The sequence below is a fragment of the Companilactobacillus pabuli genome (genome assembly GCF_014058425.1).
In the GTDB taxonomy this organism is placed as follows: Bacteria; Bacillota; Bacilli; order Lactobacillales; family Lactobacillaceae; genus Companilactobacillus; species Companilactobacillus pabuli.
Genome location: NZ_CP049366.1, coordinates 174,652 through 198,237, shown reverse-complemented (window position 1 = coordinate 198,237; position 23,586 = coordinate 174,652). Strand labels below are relative to the sequence as shown.

The 23,586-nt window shown below is 36.1% G+C and carries 19 protein-coding genes; 11 read left to right on the top strand and 8 right to left on the bottom strand.

The window, feature by feature from the left end; all coding sequences use genetic code 11:
- Positions 1-34 precede the first annotated feature (34 nt).
- The gene (locus G6534_RS00945; RefSeq protein ID WP_059074915.1) at positions 35-955 is read right to left on the bottom strand and encodes a DMT family transporter; all 921 of its coding nucleotides are present in this window, start codon (positions 953-955) and stop codon (positions 35-37) included.
- Positions 956-1,202: 247 nt separating this feature from the next.
- Between G6534_RS00945 and G6534_RS00940 the strand changes: the two genes are divergently transcribed.
- Both G6534_RS00940 and G6534_RS00935 read left to right on the top strand, forming a co-directional pair.
- Positions 1,203-2,159 (top strand): LacI family DNA-binding transcriptional regulator, encoded by a 957-nt coding sequence (locus tag G6534_RS00940; RefSeq protein ID WP_059074914.1) that lies wholly within the window; start codon positions 1,203-1,205, stop codon positions 2,157-2,159.
- A gap of 80 nt (positions 2,160-2,239) precedes the next feature.
- Entirely contained in the window at positions 2,240-3,640 is a 1,401-nt protein-coding gene (locus G6534_RS00935; protein ID WP_182083034.1) for a 6-phospho-beta-glucosidase, read from the top strand.
- A gap of 173 nt (positions 3,641-3,813) precedes the next feature.
- Here G6534_RS00935 and G6534_RS00930 read toward each other — a convergent pair whose 3' ends face one another.
- Positions 3,814-4,638 (bottom strand): alpha/beta hydrolase, encoded by an 825-nt coding sequence (locus G6534_RS00930; protein ID WP_182083033.1) that lies wholly within the window; start codon positions 4,636-4,638, stop codon positions 3,814-3,816.
- A gap of 18 nt (positions 4,639-4,656) precedes the next feature.
- Entirely contained in the window at positions 4,657-6,621 is a 1,965-nt protein-coding gene (locus tag G6534_RS00925) for a PTS sugar transporter subunit IIABC (RefSeq protein ID WP_420826953.1), read from the bottom strand.
- Positions 6,622-6,871: 250 nt separating this feature from the next.
- Between G6534_RS00925 and G6534_RS00920 the strand changes: the two genes are divergently transcribed.
- The 4 genes from G6534_RS00920 (at position 6,872) to G6534_RS00905 (ending at position 10,282) form a co-directional block, all read left to right on the top strand.
- Positions 6,872-7,699, top strand: coding sequence for an EAL domain-containing protein (locus tag G6534_RS00920; RefSeq protein WP_182083031.1), 828 nt, complete (start codon positions 6,872-6,874; stop codon positions 7,697-7,699).
- The gene (locus G6534_RS00915; protein WP_182083030.1) at positions 7,686-8,183 is read left to right on the top strand and encodes a hypothetical protein; all 498 of its coding nucleotides are present in this window, start codon (positions 7,686-7,688) and stop codon (positions 8,181-8,183) included. The genes G6534_RS00920 and G6534_RS00915 overlap by 14 nt, the downstream gene beginning before the upstream one ends.
- 9 nt (positions 8,184-8,192) lie before the next feature.
- Positions 8,193-9,521: a glycosyltransferase family 2 protein gene (locus G6534_RS00910; RefSeq protein WP_182083029.1), complete on the top strand. Its 1,329-nt coding sequence runs from the start codon at positions 8,193-8,195 to the stop codon at positions 9,519-9,521.
- A 71-nt stretch (positions 9,522-9,592) separates the two neighbouring features.
- A complete protein-coding gene (locus G6534_RS00905) occupies positions 9,593-10,282 on the top strand; it encodes a M57 family metalloprotease (protein WP_182083028.1) in 690 nt (229 codons plus the stop codon).
- 26 nt (positions 10,283-10,308) lie between these two features.
- On the opposite strand, the gene G6534_RS00900 is transcribed toward G6534_RS00905, so the two are convergent.
- On the bottom strand, positions 10,309-10,863 hold the full coding sequence (locus G6534_RS00900) for a TetR/AcrR family transcriptional regulator (RefSeq protein WP_182083027.1): 555 nt from the start codon (positions 10,861-10,863) through the stop codon (positions 10,309-10,311).
- Positions 10,864-11,012: 149 nt separating this feature from the next.
- Between G6534_RS00900 and G6534_RS00895 the strand changes: the two genes are divergently transcribed.
- Positions 11,013-11,753 carry a sulfite exporter TauE/SafE family protein gene (locus G6534_RS00895; protein ID WP_182083026.1) on the top strand — a complete coding sequence of 247 codons (741 nt, stop codon included), beginning with the start codon at positions 11,013-11,015 and terminating at the stop codon, positions 11,751-11,753.
- 32 nt (positions 11,754-11,785) lie between these two features.
- On the opposite strand, the gene G6534_RS00890 is transcribed toward G6534_RS00895, so the two are convergent.
- From G6534_RS00890 to G6534_RS00880, 3 genes are all read right to left on the bottom strand, one after another.
- Complete coding sequence (locus G6534_RS00890) at positions 11,786-13,531, bottom strand: DUF262 domain-containing protein (protein WP_182083025.1); 1,746 nt, start codon at positions 13,529-13,531, stop codon at positions 11,786-11,788.
- 167 nt (positions 13,532-13,698) lie between these two features.
- Positions 13,699-15,180, bottom strand: coding sequence for an MFS transporter (locus G6534_RS00885; protein ID WP_182083024.1), 1,482 nt, complete (start codon positions 15,178-15,180; stop codon positions 13,699-13,701).
- 150 nt (positions 15,181-15,330) lie between these two features.
- A complete protein-coding gene (locus G6534_RS00880) occupies positions 15,331-15,975 on the bottom strand; it encodes a CatA-like O-acetyltransferase (protein ID WP_059074904.1) in 645 nt (214 codons plus the stop codon).
- A gap of 255 nt (positions 15,976-16,230) precedes the next feature.
- Here G6534_RS00880 and G6534_RS00875 point away from each other — a divergent pair, with 255 nt between their 5' ends.
- On the top strand, positions 16,231-18,672 hold the full coding sequence (locus G6534_RS00875) for an L-type lectin family protein (protein ID WP_182083023.1): 2,442 nt from the start codon (positions 16,231-16,233) through the stop codon (positions 18,670-18,672).
- An 81-nt stretch (positions 18,673-18,753) separates the two neighbouring features.
- Positions 18,754-19,236, top strand: a complete 483-nt coding sequence (locus G6534_RS00870) for a GNAT family N-acetyltransferase (protein WP_182083022.1) — start codon at positions 18,754-18,756, stop codon at positions 19,234-19,236.
- Positions 19,237-19,249: 13 nt separating this feature from the next.
- Here the strand turns inward: G6534_RS00870 and G6534_RS00865 are convergent, their stop codons facing one another.
- Positions 19,250-20,194 (bottom strand): LysR family transcriptional regulator, encoded by a 945-nt coding sequence (locus G6534_RS00865; RefSeq protein ID WP_182083021.1) that lies wholly within the window; start codon positions 20,192-20,194, stop codon positions 19,250-19,252.
- 139 nt (positions 20,195-20,333) lie between these two features.
- Between G6534_RS00865 and metE the strand changes: the two genes are divergently transcribed.
- Positions 20,334-22,595 carry a 5-methyltetrahydropteroyltriglutamate--homocysteine S-methyltransferase gene (metE, locus tag G6534_RS00860; RefSeq protein WP_182083020.1) on the top strand — a complete coding sequence of 754 codons (2,262 nt, stop codon included), beginning with the start codon at positions 20,334-20,336 and terminating at the stop codon, positions 22,593-22,595.
- Positions 22,582-23,448 (top strand): methylenetetrahydrofolate reductase [NAD(P)H], encoded by an 867-nt coding sequence (gene metF, locus G6534_RS00855; protein WP_182083019.1) that lies wholly within the window; start codon positions 22,582-22,584, stop codon positions 23,446-23,448. Before metE ends, metF begins: the two co-directional genes overlap by 14 nt.
- The last annotated feature ends 138 nt before the right edge of the window (positions 23,449-23,586 follow it).

The window sequence follows — 23,586 nt, the reverse complement described above, 5'->3', positions numbered from 1 at the left end:
CAAAAGGATTTGCCTAATATTTGATATTCAATTATTAAATGCTGTTCCCGGCACTGGCAAGTTGTGTTTCCTCGTCAGAAGAACCATCGTATTTAACCGATATCCAGACACTGGCTAAAATCAATGCTGAACCGATAACGAAGCCGACTGAAATTTGTTCGCCAAGCAATAACCAACCTAAGAATGAACCAACGATTGGTTGAATCAAGTAGAACAAACCAGATGAACCGGCACTAACGATTTGTAATCCGCGATTCCACATTACATATGCCACGGCTGTCGAAACTGCACCGATGTAAAGTAAACTCCAAATTACCTTTGGATCTAAGAAATTAATACTTGTAAGTGATGACATATCACTCAAAATAAATGGTGTCAGAGCAACTACCGCTACTACAGTTGACATAATAGTAATTTGTAAAGAACTGTACGTCTTTACTTTCTTGACCAAGACAGACATCAAGGCCCAAGCGATTGAGTCGAGAACTAGGAGCAAGACTCCTAAGATAACATTTGTTCCAGACATCTTTAATCCGACAATCATAACTACCCCTAAGATAGCGATGATAACGGAGAAAATCTTAACTTTGTCTAATTTTTCTTTCAGTATCAACCAACCGAAGATGATCATAAATGCTGGAATAGTTGATGTGATGACTGAACCAGTTTGGGCATTAGACAACCCGGTACCCATTTCCTGGGCAACTAGAGAAATCGTATTTCCGATTATCCCAATCCAAAAAATTAATTTTAAATCAGGCCAATTGATATGCCATTTCTCTCTCTTCATGATTGAATAACCAATCAAGAATACTAAGGCGATTAAGTACTCCAACCAAACTAGTTGAATTGGATGTACCTCATCGACAATAATTTTTACAACTACGAACATTGCTCCCCAAATAATTGAAGCAATAGTTAAAAAGACGGATCCGAGAATCCTTTTGGACTTCATGAGTAATATTTCCCTTCGCTTTGATTTCATTTGAATTCATTGCTACGCTATTCTCTCGAATAACCGAAATATTACTGCTGTCAATTAACGATAAATATTCACCTTCCTTATGGTTAACGACATCAGTATAACAATGAGAAATAATAAAACAACCACTCTGACGGAGTAAACGTTTTCAATGTATGATTTACTCAAAAAGTCCATTATTATTTAAGTAATAACAAAAATATTAGAAAGGAGTTATCAAATGACAACTATTTATGATTTGGCTAAAAAAACCGGTATTTCAAAATCGACTATCTCACGCGTTGTCAGCGGCAATGGATATGTCAGCGAAGAAAAAAGAAAGATTATTTTGAACGCCATGCATGAACTAAATTACATCCCTAATCAGGTTGCCAAAAACTTACGACAAAAACACACTAAGACAATTGGCTTTTTAGTCAGTGACTACTTCCCTCTAGTAGGAGATTTTATTAATTCATTTACCAAAATTGCTGCCAAGTATGGTTATAACGTCAACGTTTATTTCACTCAAAATGCTAAAAATGAATTGAAAACTTTGAGTCTCTTAACTACACGAGCCTTAGATGCTGTCTTTATTTTGACTAGGATCAATTCTTGGGACACTATCAGTTCATACGCTGACTTCGGTCCTATTTCAACTTGGCAACGAGTTGAACACGAGCACATTTATTCTAATTACATCGATCACTACCCTATCTATACTGATGTTTTAAAACATCTAGATAATCTAGGATATAAAAATGTGGGGCATGTTTTATCCAGTTTACGTAACGCCAATACGCGGGCTCGAGTTAAAGCTATCGATGACTTTAAATTAAAACATCCCGACAGCAATCAAGATTATCAGATTTTTTATCACGGACAACACGGTGCTGGTATCGATGCTGCTAACAAGTGGTTGCACGCCAAAAAGCGTCCTGAAGCCATGGTCTTCTTCGCCGATTTTGTAGCAGCCGAATTCATAACGACGCTACGAAAACACCACATTAAAGTTCCCGAAGATTGTTTAGTAGTTGGTAGTGATAATAGTGAAATTGCCAAATTAATGAACATGCCAACGATTGATTTGTGTTTTAGAAACCAAGCTCACAATGCATTTATTTACCTTTACAATGAATTAAATGATCAACAACTCCCTTTTGAAAAGCAAACTCCAAAATTGGTCGATGCTGACTAAAAAAAGTGCTTGCTATGGGATTAATCCCACAATGTATGCTCTAATTGTAGAAAAATTCATATCAATTGGAGGAAGAAAACATGTCACGTAACGCACTCAAAATGGTCACTATTGGTGGAGGTTCCAGCTACACTCCCGAGTTAATCGAAGGTTATATCAAACGTCAAGATCAATTACCTATCAAAGAAATTTGGCTAGTTGATATTCCTGAAGGTGAAAAAAAACTCAACATCGTCGGCAACATGGCTAAAAGAATGGTCAAAGCTGCCGGTCTCGATTGGGAAGTTCATCTAACCTTGGATCGTCGTGAAGCCTTAAAAGATGCTGATTTTGTTTCGACCCAATTTAGAGTGGGACTATTAGAAGCCCGTGTCAAAGACGAAAGAATCCCTGGTAGCTACGGCTTACTAGGTCAAGAGACTAACGGTGCCGGAGGAATCTTCAAAGCCTTTCGTACTGTTCCAGTAATTCTAGATATCGTTAAGGATATGAAAGATCTTTGTCCAAATGCTTGGTTGATCAACTTCACTAACCCTAGTGGAATGATCACCGAAGCCATTCAACAATATGGTAAATGGGACAAAGTCATCGGTCTTTGTAACGTTCCCGTAATGGCTATGATGAATGAACCAGCTACAATTGGTAAGGAATTAAAAGACTTAACTTACAAATTTGCCGGAATCGATCACTTCCACTGGCACAGAGTCTGGGATAACTCTGGTAAAGAAGTAACGATGGATATTATCAACAAAATGTATGACGGTTCAGAAACTGGTCTACCTAAGAATATCTTCGATGTGAAGTTCTTCCGCGAGCAACTCAACCAAATGAAGATGATTCCTTGTGGTTACCACCGCTATTACTATCGTCAAACAGAAATGCTCAACCACAGTCTCGAAGAATTCAATCAAAATAAGACTCGTGCTCAAGAAGTTATGCGTATCGAACATGAATTGTTCACTCTTTATCAAGATTCAAATCTCGACCATAAGCCAAAACAATTAGCTGAACGTGGTGGTGCTCATTATTCTGATGCCGCCTGTGAAGCTATTGCCTCAATTTATGGTGACAAAAAAACTCATATGGTTGTTTCTACTTTGAACCATGGTGCCTTACCAGATTTACCATCTGATCATACAGTAGAAGTTTCTTCAATCATCACTGCTTCTGGCGCTTTGCCATTGACATTTGGTCACTTTCAACCTGCCGAAAGTGGCTGGATTCAATTGATGAAGAATATGGAACTAGTTATCGACCAAGCCGCTGTAACTGGTGATTATGGTCTAGCTCTACAAGCCTTTATTATGAATCCATTGATTCCAAGCGGCCAAGCAGCCAAAGATTTATTAGATGAAATGCTCGTTGCTAACAAGAAATATTTGCCACAATTTGCTGACAAAATCAAAGAACTTGAAGACCAAGGCGTAACCGTCCACGACCAAGTTGCCGCCACAATTGACGAACACATCGGACAAATTTAGAAAAAGTCTTGACCTGGGACCCATCCCACATCTTATTATATAGTCGTACCGAAGAAGAACCACTGAACCTTAGTCAAAAGACGGGCTATCGTGGTTATAAGAAGATACCTCATTTATTTGTTTGTTACTAAGCAAAAATCCCAACTCTCATCAATTTGAGAATTGGGATTTTTTTATCCGAGTAATTTCATCATTTGAAGCCAATTTAAAGCTAATTCGATCCATTTAGAAGTCCAGGCATTTAAGTACTTATCTTTACCCGGTTTTTGTGTGACATATGTACCAAAGACTAGCCCGTGAATGCCTGAGCCAAACATGTGATATTCGGCTTCCAAACCTAGTTGAGTCATTCTTTCAACATAAGTCAATGAGTTGATGACATTAACTAATTCATCCGTTCTCGTCTGCCAAACAAAAGCTGGTTTAGAATTTTCGTTTAACAAATCCTGAGCCTTCCAAAAAGTTGGATCAGTACTTATCTCGTGTAAAACCTTGTCATCATCAGGAAAACTTCCTTTAATGGTCAAATCAATTGCTGGATAACCTAAGATCACTCCAGCATGTTCGCCAGTTAAATGATCAATTTGATATTTTTGACGAAGTTTTGGATCAGTTCCAATTCCGTTATAACTCGCCACTAGGTTTCCACCAGCTGAAAAGCCAACTAAAATAATACGTTTCTTATCAATATGTCGTGAAGTCGGTTGTTTGTTGATCCAATCAATCGTTTTCGCCAATTCTTGTAACGCTGTTGGATAAACCGTTTCTTGATCAATCAACTTGTACTCTAAGACTACAGCGTGCATTCCAAAAGAATTGAAACGTAACGCTACTGGTTCTTCTTCACGAGCCGAATGAAAGGTGAATCCTCCACCCGGACAAATTACTACGATTGGATAATCGACTGTTTGATTGAAATCTTCTACTTGGTCAAGCCAATAACTCTTAACGGTAAAATCATGATTGGAGACTTCAAGATTATATTTCTTTGCTTCCATATCTTATAATCTCCCTTGCTATGCCACTTCGACGTTTTCTACGTTCATTGGGTCATTTCTTTTTGCTAGCATTTTATCAGTATAGCCAAATAGATAGACAAGTACAACGGAAATTAGCAATGTTGCGTAGTGTGATATTAAATAACCATAGAAATTGCTGCCAATACCGACTCCTGGCGTGATAAAAGCTGGGAATCCAATCAAAGCTCCTGACAAAGCATAATTGTCAACTTTCAAGAATCCTGTCAAAGCTCCACCAATAGCACTGGCGATACTTGCAACAACAAAAACTCGTTTATATTTTAAGTTAACACCATAAAGTGCTGGTTCCGTAACGCCACAAAAGGCTGAAATAGCTGCTGCTAAAGACATTTCCTTTAATTTCTTATTCTTAGTCTTCAAGAAAACTGCTAGAACGGCACCACCTTGAGCAACCATCGTTATGGAAAGAATCGAATTGATATAACTGTGACCATTAGTGGCAATATCGTTGATAACAATTGGAATCAGACCCCAGTGAAGTCCAAAGATGACCATTGTTTGATAAAGTCCACCTAAAATAAAACCAGATAACGCTGGACTGAAGTTGTAAATTGAAACTAAACCGGCAGATAAACCTTTACTAATTACGGTAACGATTGGTCCCACTCCAATAAAGATAATCAAACTCAAAATCAAAGCTTCCAAAATTGGTACGAAGACACTTCTTAAATAAGTTGGAATTATTTTTTTCAAGAACTTTTCAACGTATTTGCCCAACCAAGCTGCCACAATAATTGGAAAAACTGAAGAAACATACGATACTAATGTTGTCGGTATGCCTAAAAAGTTAGTGCTGGCCGTACTGGCTTTACCAGCTAGAGTAACAATTTGCGGATAGATCAAAATTCCACCGACAATTCCTAATACGATTGGATCAGAACCTAATTTCTTAGCTGCCGTAAATCCTAAAACAACTGGTAAGAAATAAAATGTTGCATCCCCAACCGCATTTAAAATTACATAAGTACCACTAGTTGTTGATAAAATCTTAAAACCTGTTAGAGCTGCTAAAATCCCTTTCAAAATACCTGAACCTGCTAGAATACCAATAATTGGAATCATTGAAGCAGTCAAAACACCAATAAAATTACTTATTCCAAGTTTAATATTAGGCCAAATTCCATGGACTTTTTTAGCATCTTTCGTTGTTTGGGCCACAGCTTCAGCAGTAGCAGCATCGTTAGTAAAACCTGGACCAATCTGCTTAATAACAGCATCATAAACATCAACCACAGCTTGACCAATGACGACTTGATATTGTCCGCCCGCTTTAGTTACTGTGATGACACCATCAAGGTTTTCAATAACTGCTGTATTAGCTTTTGTATCATCCTTCAAATAAAAACGCAATCTAGTAATACAGTGAATTAAGCTATCGATGTTCTCTACCCCACCAACATTTTTGATAATTTCTGTGGCTAATTGATCATATTTATTACCTGATTTAATGGTAGTTGGCTCTTCAGTTTCTTTAACATTAATTACCGCGATGATTTGACCACCCTTTACATTGGATGTTCCCGTAATCATTAAATTATTTAAAATATCATTACTATTAGTTATTGCTAAAATCACCGTGGTATTTTTTCCAGCATCTTGAATCATCTTTAGATTCATTTTCACAACTGGTTGGCCACTAGTTACGGTATCACCTTGTTTAATTGAAACTTCAAAAGGTGCTCCCTTCAATTCCACAGTGTCGATACCCAAATGTACTAAGACATCTACTCCATCATTTGTCTTGATACCAAAGGCATGCTTAGTATTCGAAACCAAAGTTACAGTTCCTGATACTGGTGCGACGATATCTGAAGAATCAGGCTCAATTGCAAATCCTTGTCCCATTAGTCCTTGTGAAAAGACTGGATCAGGTACCTTTGACAGCGTTAAAAGTTTCCCACTGGCTGGTGCTGTGATAGAAATCAGTGCTTGCTTATCCATAACGTTCATCCCTTTTTTGAAATAACTGCTTTGTTTACGCTTACATTATATGTTCAAACATGTTGCCAGTCAATATTTATTCGAACAAATTTTCATTTAAACGTTTTTCCTGATAATGGCCATTAAATAATTACCATTAAATATTAGTTTCAATTAAAATATCAAGTATTTTTTTACAATAAATGAATGCAATATTTACTATCATCATGGTTTATAATTAGATTTATAAAACTACATGTAGGTGTATATAATGAGCTTTTTACAATTTGAATTAACCTTACTATGGCTAGTTATCGCGACAATTTTTGTCTTCGGTATAACAATAGCCATTTTTTATTGGCGGTCTCGAAAAACCAACAATAATTATCTAGAAAATAAAAATTTTCATTTGCGCTACTTTATTCAACGACAAGTTGACTATCATGACAAAACCGTTGGTTATGAATGCCTCTTACGTCAACAACAACCAGACAACTCTTGGACTTTGCCCAAAAAGTTGGATTCTTTACCATTACAACGAGTAGTTTTTTTATTAGAGGACACCTTCAAGGCTTTACCAACTGAACCTTACGTTTTATCGATCAATCTAGAATACAATCAAATCATCAGTCGTGACTTTCAATACTTTGTTCGTTGGGCTATCTCAAAAATCGAACCGATGAAGTTATCAATTGAGTTCTCACCGGGAAACATCAAAAAGTTTCACAAGAAACATCTCTTCGAGAAGCGTATTCGTGAAGCTAGAAATTACAATATGCAATTCAGTATCGACAACGTTGGCTCAGAAATGGCCAATTTAAAAGCAATTGAGTGGATGCTACCTTTTGTCGATAATATCAAATGTTCAATGCGGAGTTTCCGTAAAGATGACCCAAGTGTTTGGCTTGATCTCAATCTACAATCTTGGAATCGTATTTCCAAAGAACATGATATTAATTTGATTTTGATGGGAATTGAAAACGAAAAAGACGAAGCTTTGGCTGAACAACTAAACATTCCCACTCGTCAAGGTTATCTCTTTGGTCATCCCGTAAATCCTATCAAATCTAAACAGGAAGAGGAAAATGAAAAAAGATAAGCAACAACTTTATACTGATAAATTTTTTGAATCAGGTCATTGGCTATTAAAGATTCGCCAAGTGCTGATTGCCATTATTGGTTGGTTAGCAGTTATCATTCCAATCGTTATAACGGTACTAGCTTTTTGGGCTAGCTTTGATCCACGAGTACCACATTTATGGTCTTACCACGAAGGAATTTATGAAATCAAGTTTATTGGCGTTATTTTGATTTTTGCTTGGGTCATGACTCTAATCTTTTCTATCAGTATGACTATCATTCAAAATCGCAAGCGTGATCGAATTGTTGAACAGTGGCCAACTTTTAATCCTATCAATCAAAAGGAACGTAAGAAAACCATCGATGATTTTATTGATAAACGTTTTGGACCTAAAGAATTTCGTGAACATGTCAAAAACTATACCGTCAAACCAGAACAAAATTTAGAGACTCATCAAATCCAAGAACTTTATGCCAAAAAAGATCTCGATGACGTCGATTAAGGGGATTTTATGAAAAATATATTTATCGACCATATTGCCGGTTCTACTACACTGGGTACAGTCATCAATATTTGCTTGTTGATTCTTTGCTTATATCCCATTATTGGTTCATTTTTCTGGTTCAGTGGTGCGCTATGCTATCGCTTCTTGAAGAAAAACAAATACGATGATAACTGGGAAGAAATCCCACCTAATAAGCAACCGATGATCACCATTATGATACCAGCTCACAACGAAGAAGTGGTCATAGAAGAAACCATTACTTACCTATTTAATAACTTAAATTACCAAAACTTCGAAGTCTTAGTTACTAACGACGGCTCAACTGACAAAACTCAAGAAATTCTCGAACGATTGCAACTGACTTACCCTCGATTGAGAGTCATCAATATTGTAAAAAATAAGGGTAAAGCACATGCCTTCAATATCGGTATGCATTTTGCTAAAGGCGAATACATTTTAAGCAACGACGCTGATACGATTCCCGAACCAGATGCATTGATGAAATACATGAACTTCTTTATTCACAATCGTGATATGAACACTTCTGCTGTCACTGCTAATATGGATGTACAAAATCGCAGTACGATGCTTGGTAAATCACAAACGGTCGAATTTTCTAGTATTGTTGGTACCATCAAACGTAGTCAAACTTCTATCAATGACTCAATGTATGCCTACAGTGGTGCTAATACTTTATATAAAAAAGATTTTTTGATTGACGTTGGTGGCTTTCGACAAGATAGAGCGACTGAAGATATTAGCATTGCTTGGGATCACCAAACGATTGGTGCGGTACCAAGATTTGCTCCTAATATCGTCTTTCACATGAATGTACCAGAATCCATTCCCCAACTATACAAGCAGCGTAAACGTTGGGCTCAAGGTGGTACTGAAGTTTGGTTAACTAATTTGAAGAAATTTCTTTTTCATCCCATCAAACGTCGCTATCAAATGTCGATGTTTATTGACTCAACGCTTTCAATTATTTGGTCGTTTTTCTTCGTCATTACCTCCGTTATATTCATCATAACGATGCTTTGGCTTCTACTTCATGGAGATTTTGAACGAGTCTTCCACGCTTTTGTAATTTCATTTATCTTTGTTACTTTTGAATTAATTGCTGGTTGTTTCCAATTATTTACCGCTCTGTTGCTCGATCACCACGGTGTCAAACTTAAATATGCCTTCTTTGCTCCTTTATACATGTTATTTTATTGGATAATTAATCCAATTACCGTTGTGATGACTTTCATCCCCGCTGTTAAAACAATTCTAGGATTTGGTTCGGGTACTTGGACTAGTCCCAAACGTAGTTCTTTACAGGACAATAAGTAAGCTAATAGTGGACTTTTGATAGTTAAAAAACTATTATAAGAAGACACAGAACCAATTTTTAAGGAGAAACAATGAGTAAAAATTCATGGATTGCTTGGTTGATTGTTTTAGCTGGTATATTTGCTGTCGTTCAAATCAAGCCCCAGATTGTTCCACAAGTCAAAAGTGAGCTGCAATCGGCGAACAATCAAATTCAACCATACGTTTATTTAATTAAAGCTAACATTGAAAAAAAGCTATCTGGTCAAAGGGAAACTACTACTGAAAAGCAAGTTGGCAAAGCTACCACTCCTACTGAAGAACCACTTCAGGGTATGACAACTTCTAAGACTTACTATTATCACTTCAAAGACAACGTTCCTCAATCAGCACGCCAAGTATTTGAGTACGCTGTTGAGCAATATAACAAAACTGGTATCGTCAACTTGATTCCTGGTAAAGCTGATTCTGATCAAAATAGTGTGACTTTCTTCATTTATCACAAGAAGATTGAAAACGTCATGTCTAGCTCAGTTGAATTAGGAAACGGTGGTCCTTCTGCCTTACAATTAAATGACTACGCCATCAATACTAGTCGGGCCGGATTGAATTTGACTTACCCAACTCTATCAGTCAAAAAATCCGTTGCTATGCATGAATTAGGTCACGCTTTGGGCTTAGCTCATAGTTCTTATACTAATTCAGTTATGTATCCAGTTGATCAAGGTGTTTATCAATTATCCGAGGCCGATTTAAATGGACTAAAAAGTATTTATAAATAGCAAAACCACCCATTTGGGTGGTTTTTTTAGTAGTTTTCTAAAACGATATTCAACATTTGATCAAAACTATCTCGATGAGAAATCAACTTATTGTTGAAACGACCATTACCAACATGAATGATTTCACCGTCAATTAAATTACGTAACATTCTGGCTAATACTAACTGCTTCTTTTCATCTGATTCAATAGGATCCAACAATTTCAACATAATTCCATGAACCATCAAAGAATTTTTATCTAATTCTTCATCATTAATTTTTCCTGAAGGAATACTTAAAATTTGTTGAGTAACTGGATATTTACTCAAAGCATATTGCACGCTGACATTACAGAAGGCTTTTACAGCTTGTTTACCGGACAATCCTAGTAAATCCACTTGCAACCTTGTAGCTAAATCCTGATAAAATGCTATGGCGACTGCAACCTTTACGGCTAATACATCAGGATAATAGTTGTAAATTGCTTGTGATCTAGTCCCTAATCTTTTACTTAAATTAGTAAAGGTTAAATTCTCCTGATCATTGATCAAATCGATTGCTGTAACAATTATTTTTTCTTTAGACAGAGTTCTTGATGTCAAAAATTGACCCTCCCACTTGAAATTTACACTTTGTAATTATATATTACTAATTGTAATGCTATTTTACATATTGATTACTTAAATATAAGTTTAACTACAAATACATTTACAAACAAGTAATAGATTATTCAAAAGGAGGATTCTACTATATGTCTTTTATTCTTCTAGTTATTTTAGGTATCGTCATTGGGACTATCGTTATAGCGCTGGGTGGTGGTGGAGCTGCCTTTTATCTAGGTGTCTTAACTGCTTTCTTTAATTTAGCCCCCGCCTCTGCAGCCGCCACATCTATCGTCACTGCCTTACCATCGCTAGTAATTGGAACTATCATTTATATCAAACAAGGACGAGTTAATTTCCATTATGGAAACCAGATGTTAATATCTGCCCTTCCTGCAGTTATTGTCGGGGCTTTGGTTGCGCCATTTATTCCTCAATTAATCTATACTTGGCTGATTGCTATTATTTTAACTGCATTAGGAATTCAAATAATTATTAAACAAAGAAGTACATCTACCAAAAACAAGACCCACGGAAAATTTGCAGCAGCAATGTACGGTGTTCTCAGTGGTTTAATGGTTGGAATCGCTGGCTTAAGTGGTGGCGGCCCAATTCTAGCTGGGTTACTAATTCTAGGATTAGACACTTTCAATGCCACTGCTACTTCTTCATACGTTTTAGTGGGAATGAGTTTCTTAGGTTCCATCATGCATATGACTAATGGAAGTATTTATTGGCAAGCCGGCATTCCTCTAATAATCGGTGCTATCGTTGGAGCTTTCATTGCACCACTGTTAGTCAATAAATTAGCTAAAAGTAAACGAGCTTATTTGGTCCAATACTTTATTGCTATTTTACTGATCTTCATGGGGATTAAAACTCTCTTCTAAAAAAGCCTGTAGATTTCTCTACAGACCATGAATTACCAAATTACTGTTGCATCATCAGCAAAGTTCTTTTGGCGTTTAACAATATTTTCTTTTGACCACTTGCCTGAGTTCAATACTTGAGCAAGTTTTTTATTTCCTAGAAGTTTTGATTTAGCCAATTTATCAGCTAATTCGGCCTCATTTTTGAAATCATTTTTACTCAAACCTTTTTCAATCAAGACCCAATTACCAACGAATTCTCGATGATCACCGAGTTCTGGATCTAAACTAATTTGAACTAGACGATAGTCATCATCATTGAAGACGCTGCTATAATAACCGTCTTCGAAGTCCCCATATTCGGTTCCATATAGTTCTGACAAGAGGTAGACCAACGTCCACTTTTTTGCGCCACGTTGACCACCAGACTTTTTCAATACTGTAAAACTAGCCTTGGTAGCTTCTGAAGATGGCAAAAGCTTCTTATTGAGCTCTAGATTGATATCTTCAATATTCTTCAATTCCAAATTCCAAATCTTGCGGGCAATATCCGAAAAACCAGTCTCTAATTTATTTGTACCATCATTAATAATAGTACGATGACGAATGAATACAGAAGTTATCTTCGTAATTACTTTCAACATTCCGTCTTCACTGTAATTGTTGTAATACATCGCCATAACGATTGGATAATACAATTTAACGTTCAAACGATTTAGAATATCGATACCTTGAATCACTTGTTTGTTTTCAAAAAAATCATAATGAGCTTTAGGACTAGTTGGTGATTCCAAAACAGTGTACAAATCAACTAATTTATCCAAATCATCCAAGAAAGTCCGTGCTTCATTGAGGTTATTGACCTCCGCACTAACTTCTCGATAAAGCTTTGATTCAGGTACGATACGTTTCTTCGAAGCCCAATAAGTTCTGATAAAACGAGTGATACGATTGCTGTTATTGTCTAATTTTTCAGTTAACTTATTCCATTTTTCATTACCTTCTTGAATATCCTCACCCATCAAAGACATCAAATGATTTTTAATAATATCGGACGCCATCAAATCTTTACCACGACTATTCAAAGTCTCAAAAATAGTGAAAGCATCCTTTCTACTTGGAGCAGAAATCATAACAATATAAAAATTGCTGAAAAATGAATCAAAAATCAATTGTAACTTGGAAATTCTTTCATTTAATTGCTTATACTGTTTCAAATAAGAATTGATCCACTGAGTAATGTCCTTATAAGCGTGTTGCATATTCTTTTTAGGTTCAGAATTAGTCTTTTCATCACGAACTTTGATATCAGAATGTGTCAAAGCAAAGAAAAATGTTTGGACATTTTGTTCTTTATTTTTAGAGTTTTGTTGGACCATTAAGGATGATTCCTCACCATTCATACCACGAATAGTCTTGTTTACCTCACGCTTGATATCACGTAAAGAATCACCAAGTTCCAAGTTTGATTCATCTTGAGAACCTTTAAAGTTATCAGCATACATTTTTTGAGCAATATCACGAATGGCTGCCATAAAAATAGTACTAGTCGTCAAACGTTGTTGTCCGTCGATTATTTCTTGACTACCAGATTCATTTTTATATGTTACGATTTGACCAAAAAAGTGACTATTTCTTTTATCTTCTACTAGGTCTAATAAATCTTCCCAAAAATCAACAATTTCACTATTTTGCCAAGCATAGTTTCTTTGATAAAGCGGCACCATAAAATTGTTATTTTGAAACAATTCCCCAATTCTAAATCTTGATGGTATTGGTATATCAACTAATGTACTCATAATAATTACTTTCCCCTTAGATATTTGATTTATAAAAAGCTACATATATTTACTATAACGATAAACAAATTACCGATCAATATTATTATTGAATAAAGGATTATTTCTGTGATTTATGATACCGAACCTACAAAAAAAGCAATCTCACCTCAACAGTGAGATTGCTTTTAATTTACTTTAACTTGATGTTTCTTAATAGCTTCTCTTCTAAATAAGTAGCCTAAAATGATAATAACTAAAATAATCAAAATAAGTGCTGTCAGCATAATATTATGAATTCCGTGGAAGAAAATATTTTTCATTTCAGGAATATAAGCTTTAGGCAATTCTTTAGCAACCGCAGCGTTACTCAACTTATTCATCATAGCCATCGTTATGTGACCGCTACTCTCTTTGACACCCTTAATTAGAGCAAGGTTCAAGATAACACCATAAATCGATGACATGAAGGTTTGACTCAAAATTCTAACTAAGTAAGCAAATGAAGTTGAAATAGGAACATCTCGACTTTCGACATCAAATTGTACGGCAATCAACAAGGCATTGAAACAAATTCCGACACCAAAACCTTCGAACACACCCATGATCAATAAGAATGTATAACTAGCGGTTTGACTAGCCCAGTACAATCCAGCAAAGGAAATGAAGAATAAAGCTGTCCCAATAGCTATAATTGCATAACGACTCATTTTTCTTTGAATCAATGGCTCTAATTCTGATCCGATAAAATTAGCAATTGCCCCAGGAATCTGTGTCATTCCTCCAATTAAGGCGCTCAAGCCCATAATTCCTTGAGCCCACATTGGAATGTAGATATTAAAAGCCACAAATGATCCCCACAGTAGAGCAAACAAAATCAAATCAATTACTAGCTTTTCATTTTTGAATAAACGATTAGGAACAATTGGATCCTCGACTTTATTTTCAACGCGTGACATCCAATAAATCAATAACGCTCCGATAACGATGAATGCTAATACGGCATAAATAGAAGAAACTCCTAGCAATTGAATTCCTATCAAAAATGATGTTAAACCTAATACCATTAAAATAGCACCACGGTAATCGACTTTGGCTTGATTCAATTGCTCTTTGATCTTGAAGAAGATAGATACGATTGTGATTGATAACAAAGCTAAAGGCAAATTAATGTAGAAGACCCAGTGCCAACTAAATGTATCAACAATCCAACCACCAATCAAAGGCCCAACAATCGAGGTTCCACTGAATCCGGCTGAAGCAATTCCGATAACTTGGGAACGACGTTTGATGTTTTTAAATATCTGCGAATAAATGATGAAAGGAATCGTGTTCATTCCTCCAGCGCCAATCCCCATGACACATCTAGCGGTAATAAACCAAATAATATTGGGAGCTAATCCTTGAAACAAAGCTCCAATCATGAAAACTATTGTTGCAGTAATATAGGCGACTTTATTACCCTTCTTTTCGCCAAATTTACTCCATAACGGTGTTGAAACGGCCATCCCTAATAGGAAAATAGCAACGATCCAACCCATATATTGAATCCCATGCAAATCACTGATAATGGCTGGCAAAGCGGTATTAATAATCGTTGCATCTAGTCCCGCCATCATATTGGATAAAACTAATGCAAAAGTAACTAATATTTTGCGATTCCTACTCATACCCCTACTTCTTTCCTATAATAATTTCAAAAAATAAAAAATAAGACCCACACAATGTGCAATGTCTTACTCTTTAGTAACTTTCATTTACTGAAAAAGCTTCTCTGCTTTTCAATTATAGGCTTATCACCTTAATCAGACAAACATCAATTACAATTCATCAACATTATTCAAAATATCTTGTAATTTAATAAAGAATTGTGAAGCATGATAGCCATCACAAACAGCATGATGAATTTGGAAAGTGACTGGCAACTTGATTTCATCGCCAGTTCTTTCGAATCTCCCTGCTGTTACAGTTGGTAGTAAATAATTATCCTTATTACTGCTATTAAGATTAAATCCAGTGTAATTAACCCAGGGAATCATCGAAATATTGACTACATTTTTTGGAACAGGTTGTTTAGGGAACAATTTACCAGTACCACGGTACTTCTTAACATCACTCAAATAGTCACGATCAAATTCCGCAAATGTATAAGCATCTGGTGTGTCGATATGAGAGGACAATTCTGTTCGACTATCAAAAATCGAATAAAATGGCACACTACTGTCGTAATAACCTAATTCGCCTTGTTCATTGAAATCCATGCGATAAAGATAGTTTGAATTAATTACTCTGACAATTGAATAAATAAATAATGGATAAAAGTCATAGTTATTATCTTTAGCAAATTTAACCGCCTTAGTGATGGAAACGTTGCTAGTCATGTTATAAGTAGTTTTTTGTTCAATAAAATGGTTGAACACTTCTTTGCGAGTCCAAGTATCTAAATCAATTTTCGTGAATTCCATAAATTTTTCCTCCAAACATATTCTTACCTTTATGATACAACTTTTAGGTATTTTTATTGGATTGGTATAATTGGATTTTTATTTCTGAAAATGAAAAACTATCAATTTATAACTCAATAATTCCTTGATTTCTTATAATTATTTCCTAATTACCAAATATCGATAGAAAAACATATATTTTTTGAAAATATTTTGATATATAACCCGATATAATATTACTTATAGAGCAAATATTTGAGGGAGGAGTTTTTTATTATGAAACTAAATCAAATTTTCAAAAGTCTAATCATTGCTACGGCCCTTTTTACAATCTTACCAGCAACGAATATTAATGCAGCTTTGACTAATGATACTGATTTATCAGTTTTAAACAACGCTCCCAACGGTATTGGTATCAGTAATTACATGTCGAATGCTAAACCTAATGTCTACGACTCAAAAGATATTTACGATACTAACTCTGCTCAAATCGTTGATCACTCAGGTAATAACTCCGCTAGTGGAAATGTTATTGCTCTAGCAAGTGGTAAAAACACTTACGGTTCGATGTGGTCGACCGATAAATCTTTTGATATCAAAAAAGAACAAACCATTTCTGCTTGGCTTTACTTTGGTAGTGGTGACGGATCTTCTGATGTTAATAGTGAAGGAATCACCTTCGTCCTTCAAAATGATTCTAATGGAATCTCCGCTTTGGGTGCGGGTCTAGAAGGTATCGGTGTTTACGGTTATGATGCTTCCAGAGTTGAGCTTATTGGTGGTACAGGTGCTAAACAAGATTACATTAAAAATACGGCTATTCAAAACAGTGTTGCTTTGGAATTCGATACTGATAAAAATAATTTCTATAATTCTAGTAATAAGCCACTTAATAATAATGGCGTAAGTTTTCCATCTGCCTATCGCTATTTCACTTTAAATGGTTTTGATACCCAATTTGGTACTTCAACTTCTAATCTAACGGCACTTGGCTTTCCAGATACTGCTCGTTATGGTTCTGGTGGTACATATGGTCACATTGCTTTAACTTATCCTGGATTGGCTGATAGTTATCAATCAGGTGATATTTCCGGTTATAGCAATTTTCTTCCTTTCAAAACAGGTTTTGGATTAGTTCATATCAGTCCTCAAGCTAATTATTTGATTGATGCTTACGATGAGGATAATAATCCTGTCTATTGGCATCATGTAACGATCAAATGGACACCTGCTGCAGAAGGCAGTAACGATGCGACATTGACTTATTATTTCAATGATAAGAATTTAGATTATTCTGACAATACTGCAACCAAAGGTGATTACAAACCTACTACTGACACTATTAAAGTCGATACTTCTAAGTTAAATACGACCGATGGCAAAGTCCGCTGGGGCTTTACTGCTGCTAACGGACCATCAGACTCAGTTGCCAGTAAATTAGTAGCTCTTGATTCAATCCCTGATTTACTTTACGCTGATGCCGATGCCTCGATAACTGATACAACCTTGAACAAAACTATCAACGCTGATTCTACTGACAAAACTGTCGCTAATGGTGATAAGTTAGCTCTTAACTATCAATTAAACTATCTTCAAGGTAACGTCAATTGGGAAGATATTGCTGCTAAAATTAAAATCCCCGATCACGTGACTTTGACACCCGATAGTGATGGAAATGTGGCTTATATCACCTACGCCGACGGTACTAAGGAAGCTATTAGTCAAAGTGAATTAACCGATCAAACTTTACAACATACTTTGGCTAAAACTCTTGGCAACAAAACTGGTTCTGCCGGAACAACGGCCAAAATCACTATTTCAGCTACAGCTAATAATGACACTACTAGTGATATAAACGTCGACAAAGCAGTTGCCACATTCACTGGTTCTAACCAAATTTCTTCCACTAATAGTCCTGAATTTACTATTCTAGCTCCTAAACAATATACGTTTAATTTATCAAATGATAATTCTAATATTGACTTACTTTATAAGTCCGATAACGCTACTCTAAATCTAGAAAATACCCTGACTTATAGTGACAACCATAGCTTCGGTGATGATACGGCTACTACTAATGTCATTTACCAAATTACTGCTGAAAGTAAAACGTATAACGTTGGTGCAACGGCTTCTGGAAATAGCTTTAAACAAACAATTGATCTCAAGTCCTTAATAAACGACGATGATTTCTGGAATCTCTTTACCCTCAACTCCACACAAAAAGTCACCGTTAAGGCAATTGACCAGGCTAATGGATTAATTTCCAACACCGTTACGTATAATGTAACGACTAAACCCAATAAGATGCTTAGTCTTGAGGTTTCCAAATCATTACAATTTCAAGATGTTAATTATGGTGATACAACACAATATTTATCCAGAAAAAACAACTTTGATTTAAGCGTAACTAGTTTAAGATCTCCTTGGCAATTGACCGTTACAACCAATGGTCTATATTCAAACGGTGAAACATTAAACGACAATTTAGCTTTGGTCTATCGTCAGTATAACGATGATGATTTCACTACGCTGAGTGATGAGCCAACTGTTATCGATCAAGAAGACACTTCTCATGATACTAACGTTACCGAAAACATTGCTGATGAATGGACAAAAAACACTGGACTACTTTTAAAGCAACTCAATGTTTCTCCAGCCGGGCAGTATACCGGAACTTTGACTTGGAACGTTGCTGAATCACTTCCTAATGAGTAAAAGAAGTTCACTTGCATAATCTTGCAGGTGAACTTTTTTGTGCTATTATATGAAATTAATTACCATAAAGAAGGTGCTTGTATGAAAATTCGTCCAATTCAAGCCAGTGATAATCAGGCTATTAAGCATATTTTACAAGCAGATCTAAAAGCTGCTCACTTAGACATTCCCGGTACAGCTTACTTTGACAAAAATCTCGATACTCTTAGTCAATTTTATGAAAAAGCTCGGCGTGATTATTTCGTTGTCGTTGACGATTTTCAAGAAGTAGTTGGTGGCGCTGGATTTGCTGAATTTGACCTTGAGAAAAATATTGCTGAATTGCAAAAACTCTACCTATCTAAAGCTGCCCAAGGTCACCACCTGAGTTATCAATTAATTTCTTTAGTCGAACAGGCTGCTAAAAAAGCTGGCTACGATAAATTATATCTAGAGACTCATCACAATTTAAAAGCAGCCATACACGTCTATCACAAAGCTGGCTTTACCAAATTAGCTGGACCAATTGAAGAGAGTTTGCATAGCGGCGCTATGGATGGCTTTTTTATTAAATCGCTAAATTAAAACAGACCACACCTCAATTTGTGTGATCTGTTTTTTCATCTATAATATCAAAGCCATAACCTTTAATATGTTCTTTCAACATCTCTAAATAATTTTTAGCAATCGGACTGAGCTCCAATTGGTTGTGTTTTAACCAACCTAACGTCATTGAATCATCGACATCTAAAGGAATTGCTACAATCTTGTCATCATTCAATTTATTGCTGATGATTCCAGAACTGATTGTATAGCCGTTCAATCCGACCATCAAATTAAAAATCGTAGCTCGATCACTGACTTTAATATTTTTCTTACGATCCAAAGTACTCAAGATTTCTTCTGAAAAATAAAACGAATTATTGTCGCCCTGCTCATAAGATAAATAAGGATAATCTGCTAAATCAGCCAAAGTTACTCTTTTCTTTTTTGTCAAAGGATTTTGCCGACCAACGAAGACGTGTGGCGAAGCTTTGAATAACGGTGTGAACTCTAGGTCATATTCTTTAAACAACTTTTCTAATACGCGTCTATTGAAGTTATTCAAATACAAAATTCCAATTTCACTCTTGAAACTCGACAAGTCAGTCAAAATATTTTCCGTTTCAGTTTCACGCAAAGTAAATTGATACTCATCTGCCGAGACGGTTTTAATCAACTCTACAAAGGCATGGACAACAAAGGCGTAATGTTGAGCTGACACCGAAAAGGCTTGTTTACGAACCGGGCTCTTTTCATAACGACCTTTCAATAATTGAACTTGATCCAAAACCTGTCGAGCATAAATCATGAATTCTCGCCCATCATCGGTCAAAGTCACACCCAATTTACTGCGCAATAAAATTTGAATCCCCATTTCCGATTCTAATTCTTTAATAGCGTTGGAAAGACTAGGCTGGGTCAAATAAAGCTGCTTTGCGGCTTCATTGAAAGAGCCCGTTTTGACAATTGTTTCTAGATATTCCAGTTGTTGAATTCTCATCAGCTTACTCCAGTTTTTGTTTTATTATAGTCCAACTTATAGTTTTAAACTATAACCCATCATTATTATTATCAGTTATTCAATATCCTCTTTCGATGGTAGATTAATAGTCAATAACTACCACAAAGGGGACTTATTTATGACAACATCAATTATTGGTTTTCCACGCATTGGTGAAAACCGTGAACTAAAATTCAACACTGAAAAATACTGGCGCAATGAAATTTCTGAAACAGAATTGTTAGATTTTGCCAAAGGATTACGTCTTAAGCATTGGCAATTGATCAAACAAGCCGGTATTGATGACATTCCTAGTAATGATTTTTCATTTTTCGATACAACTTTAGACACTGCCTACCTATTTAATATCATCCCAGACGCTGCCAAAAAACTGGACTTATCAAACCTCGATTGTTACTTCGCATTGGCTCGCGGTTATCAAGGAGAAAAAGGTGACTTAAAGGCTCTTCCCATGAAGAAATGGTACAACACTAACTACCACTATTTAGTACCACAATTCACCAAAACGACCAACATCAAATTAAATGACAATAAAATCTTCAACGAATATCAAGAAGCTAAAGATGCAGGTATTCAAACACGTCCTGTCATCGTCGGTCCCTTCACACTTTTGAGTTTGAGCGAATTTCATGACGCGACACCTACAGATTTTGTCGATCAATTAGTCACTGCTTATCAAGAAGTCTTTGAAAAATTATCCAATCAAGGTGCTCAATGGATTCAATTAGATGAACCAGAATTAGTCAAAGATGTCACAGGTGATAAGAAGACTTTGTTCGAGAATATTTATCAAAAGCTCTTGCAAAATAAAGCTAACCTCAAAATCTTAGTCCAAACCTACTTTGGTGATGTGCGTGATGTTTATCAAGATTTGATCAACTTAAATATTGAAGGTATCGGCTTAGACTTTCACGAAGGACGAAAAACGGCTCAACTAGTTCAAAGTGGCTTTCCAGATGACAAAATTCTTTTTGCTGGAGTTGTTAACGGTAAAAATATCTGGCGCAATCACTATCAAAAGACTATCGATTTGATCAACAGTTTACCTGTTAAAAACCTGGTTATTTCAACTTCTTGTTCACTACTCCACGTACCCTTCACAATTGAAAATGAAACTTTTGATCCAGAAATTAAGCAACATTTCGCTTTTGCTAAAGAAAAATTATCTGAGTTAGCTGACTTGCAAGCAATCCTCGATGGCAACACCGATTTAATTGCCAAAAATCAACAATTGTTTGATCAACAACGTGTTCAACCTAACGAATCAGTTAAAAAACGTGTTGATAGTTTGACCGCTGATTCATTCGTCAGACATCCTAACCTTCAAGAAAGAGCTGCCATCCAAAAACAAGAATTCCAACTTCCACTTTTACCAACGACAACCATCGGATCTTTTCCTCAAACTAAAGCTGTCAAAAAAATCCGTGCCCAGTTCAGACATAAAGAAATTTCTCAAGCAGAATATGACGAATTCATCGCTAATCACATCAAAGAATGGCTAGACTGGCAAGAAGAAATCGGCATCGATGTCCTAGTTCATGGTGAATTTGAACGTAACGACATGGTGGAATACTTCGGTCAAAACCTCGATGGCTACTTATTTAGTAAAAATGGTTGGGTACAATCATACGGAACTCGTGGCGTTAAACCACCAATTATTTGGGGTGACGTGGCTAGAAATAAACCTATCACTGTTAAGTGGTCTAAATTTGCCCAAAGTCAGACTGACAAAATCGTTAAAGGTATGTTGACTGGACCTGTTACAATTTTGAACTGGTCTTTCCCTCGTGAAGATATTTCTGTCAAAGAATCAACTATCCAAATTGCTTTGGCTATCCAGGATGAGGTACTAGATCTCGAGAAAAATGGCATCAAGATTATCCAAATCGACGAAGCTGCTTTAAGAGAAAAATTACCACTTCGTAAAACCGACTGGTATTCTGAATATCTCGATTGGGCTATTCCCGCTTTCCGACTAGTTCACAGCAAGGTTCAACCAACGACACAAATTCACACTCACATGTGCTATTCCGAATTTACTGATATTATTCCAGCCATTCAAAATATGGATGCTGATGTCATTTCATTTGAGGCTTCCCGTTCCAATTTGGAAATCCTCGATGCACTCCAAAAAGAAAACTTTCAACTTCAAGTCGGACCTGGGGTTTACGATATCCACTCACCACGTATTCCATCAGTTGAAGAAATCAAAACTACTATCCACAAAATTTTACAAAAGGTCCCCCAAGAAAAGGTTTGGATCAATCCCGACTGTGGACTAAAAACTCGTGGTATTAAAGAGGCCAAAGCCAGTGTTGAAAATCTCACAACTGCTGCTAAGGAAGTTAGAGAGGAGTTGTTGATAAATGACAGAAACTAATCCTACTTTATCATTTGAAGTCTTCCCTCCTAATTCTCAAGTTGGTGTGGACAATTTGACCGACACTTTGGATCAATTAAAGGGACTGAATCCTAGTTTTATCAGTGTTACTGCTAGCAATCACAAATTAAATTACGAAGAAACAACTATCAATCTCGCCAAATATGTCAAAGACAATTTACATTGCCACACAATGGTCCACATGCCTGCTGCCTATGTCACTAAAACAGAGGTTAGATCAATCTTGAACCGTCTAGAAAAAATGAACATCCACCAAGTTTTAGCTTTGCGTGGCGATATTGTCGAAGGTTACGTTCCTGAAAAAGACTTCAAATATGCTAGCGATTTAACTCAGTTCATCAAACAAGAAAAACCTGATTTCACAGTTTCTGGAGCTTGCTACCCTGAAGTTCATCCTGATTCCAAAAATAGAATCGATGATATCAAACATCTCAAGAACAAAGTCGACTCCGGATGTGATCAATTAATCACTCAATTATTTTATGACAACGAACAGTTCTATCGTTTTCAAGAAGAATGTGCCATTGCCGATATCAACGTCCCTATCTTGGCGGGAATCATGCCCATCGTTAATCGTAAACAGGCCCTCCATGTCATCGAAAACTGTGCTGCCAGATTACCTAAGAAATTTATCAATATTTTGGACAAATACAAAGATAATCCCGTTTCTTTAAAAGAAGCTGGCATCGCTTATGCAGTTGATCAGATTGTTGACTTAGTAACAAATGACGTCTCCGGTGTTCACTTATATACGATGAACAAAGCTGACACTGCTAAACATATTTTTAAAAACACGGCATCCTTATTTCATCTCGACGGTGTTGCCGAATAAAAAAAGTTTCTCACAATTAAGTGGGAAACTTTTTCTGTTTTAATAGACACCACAAGTAAAAGAAAAAGGCAATTTTAGCCCACTAAAAAACCCGGAACGATCGCACTCGTTTCGGGTTTTGGTGTTTTTATGTGCCTA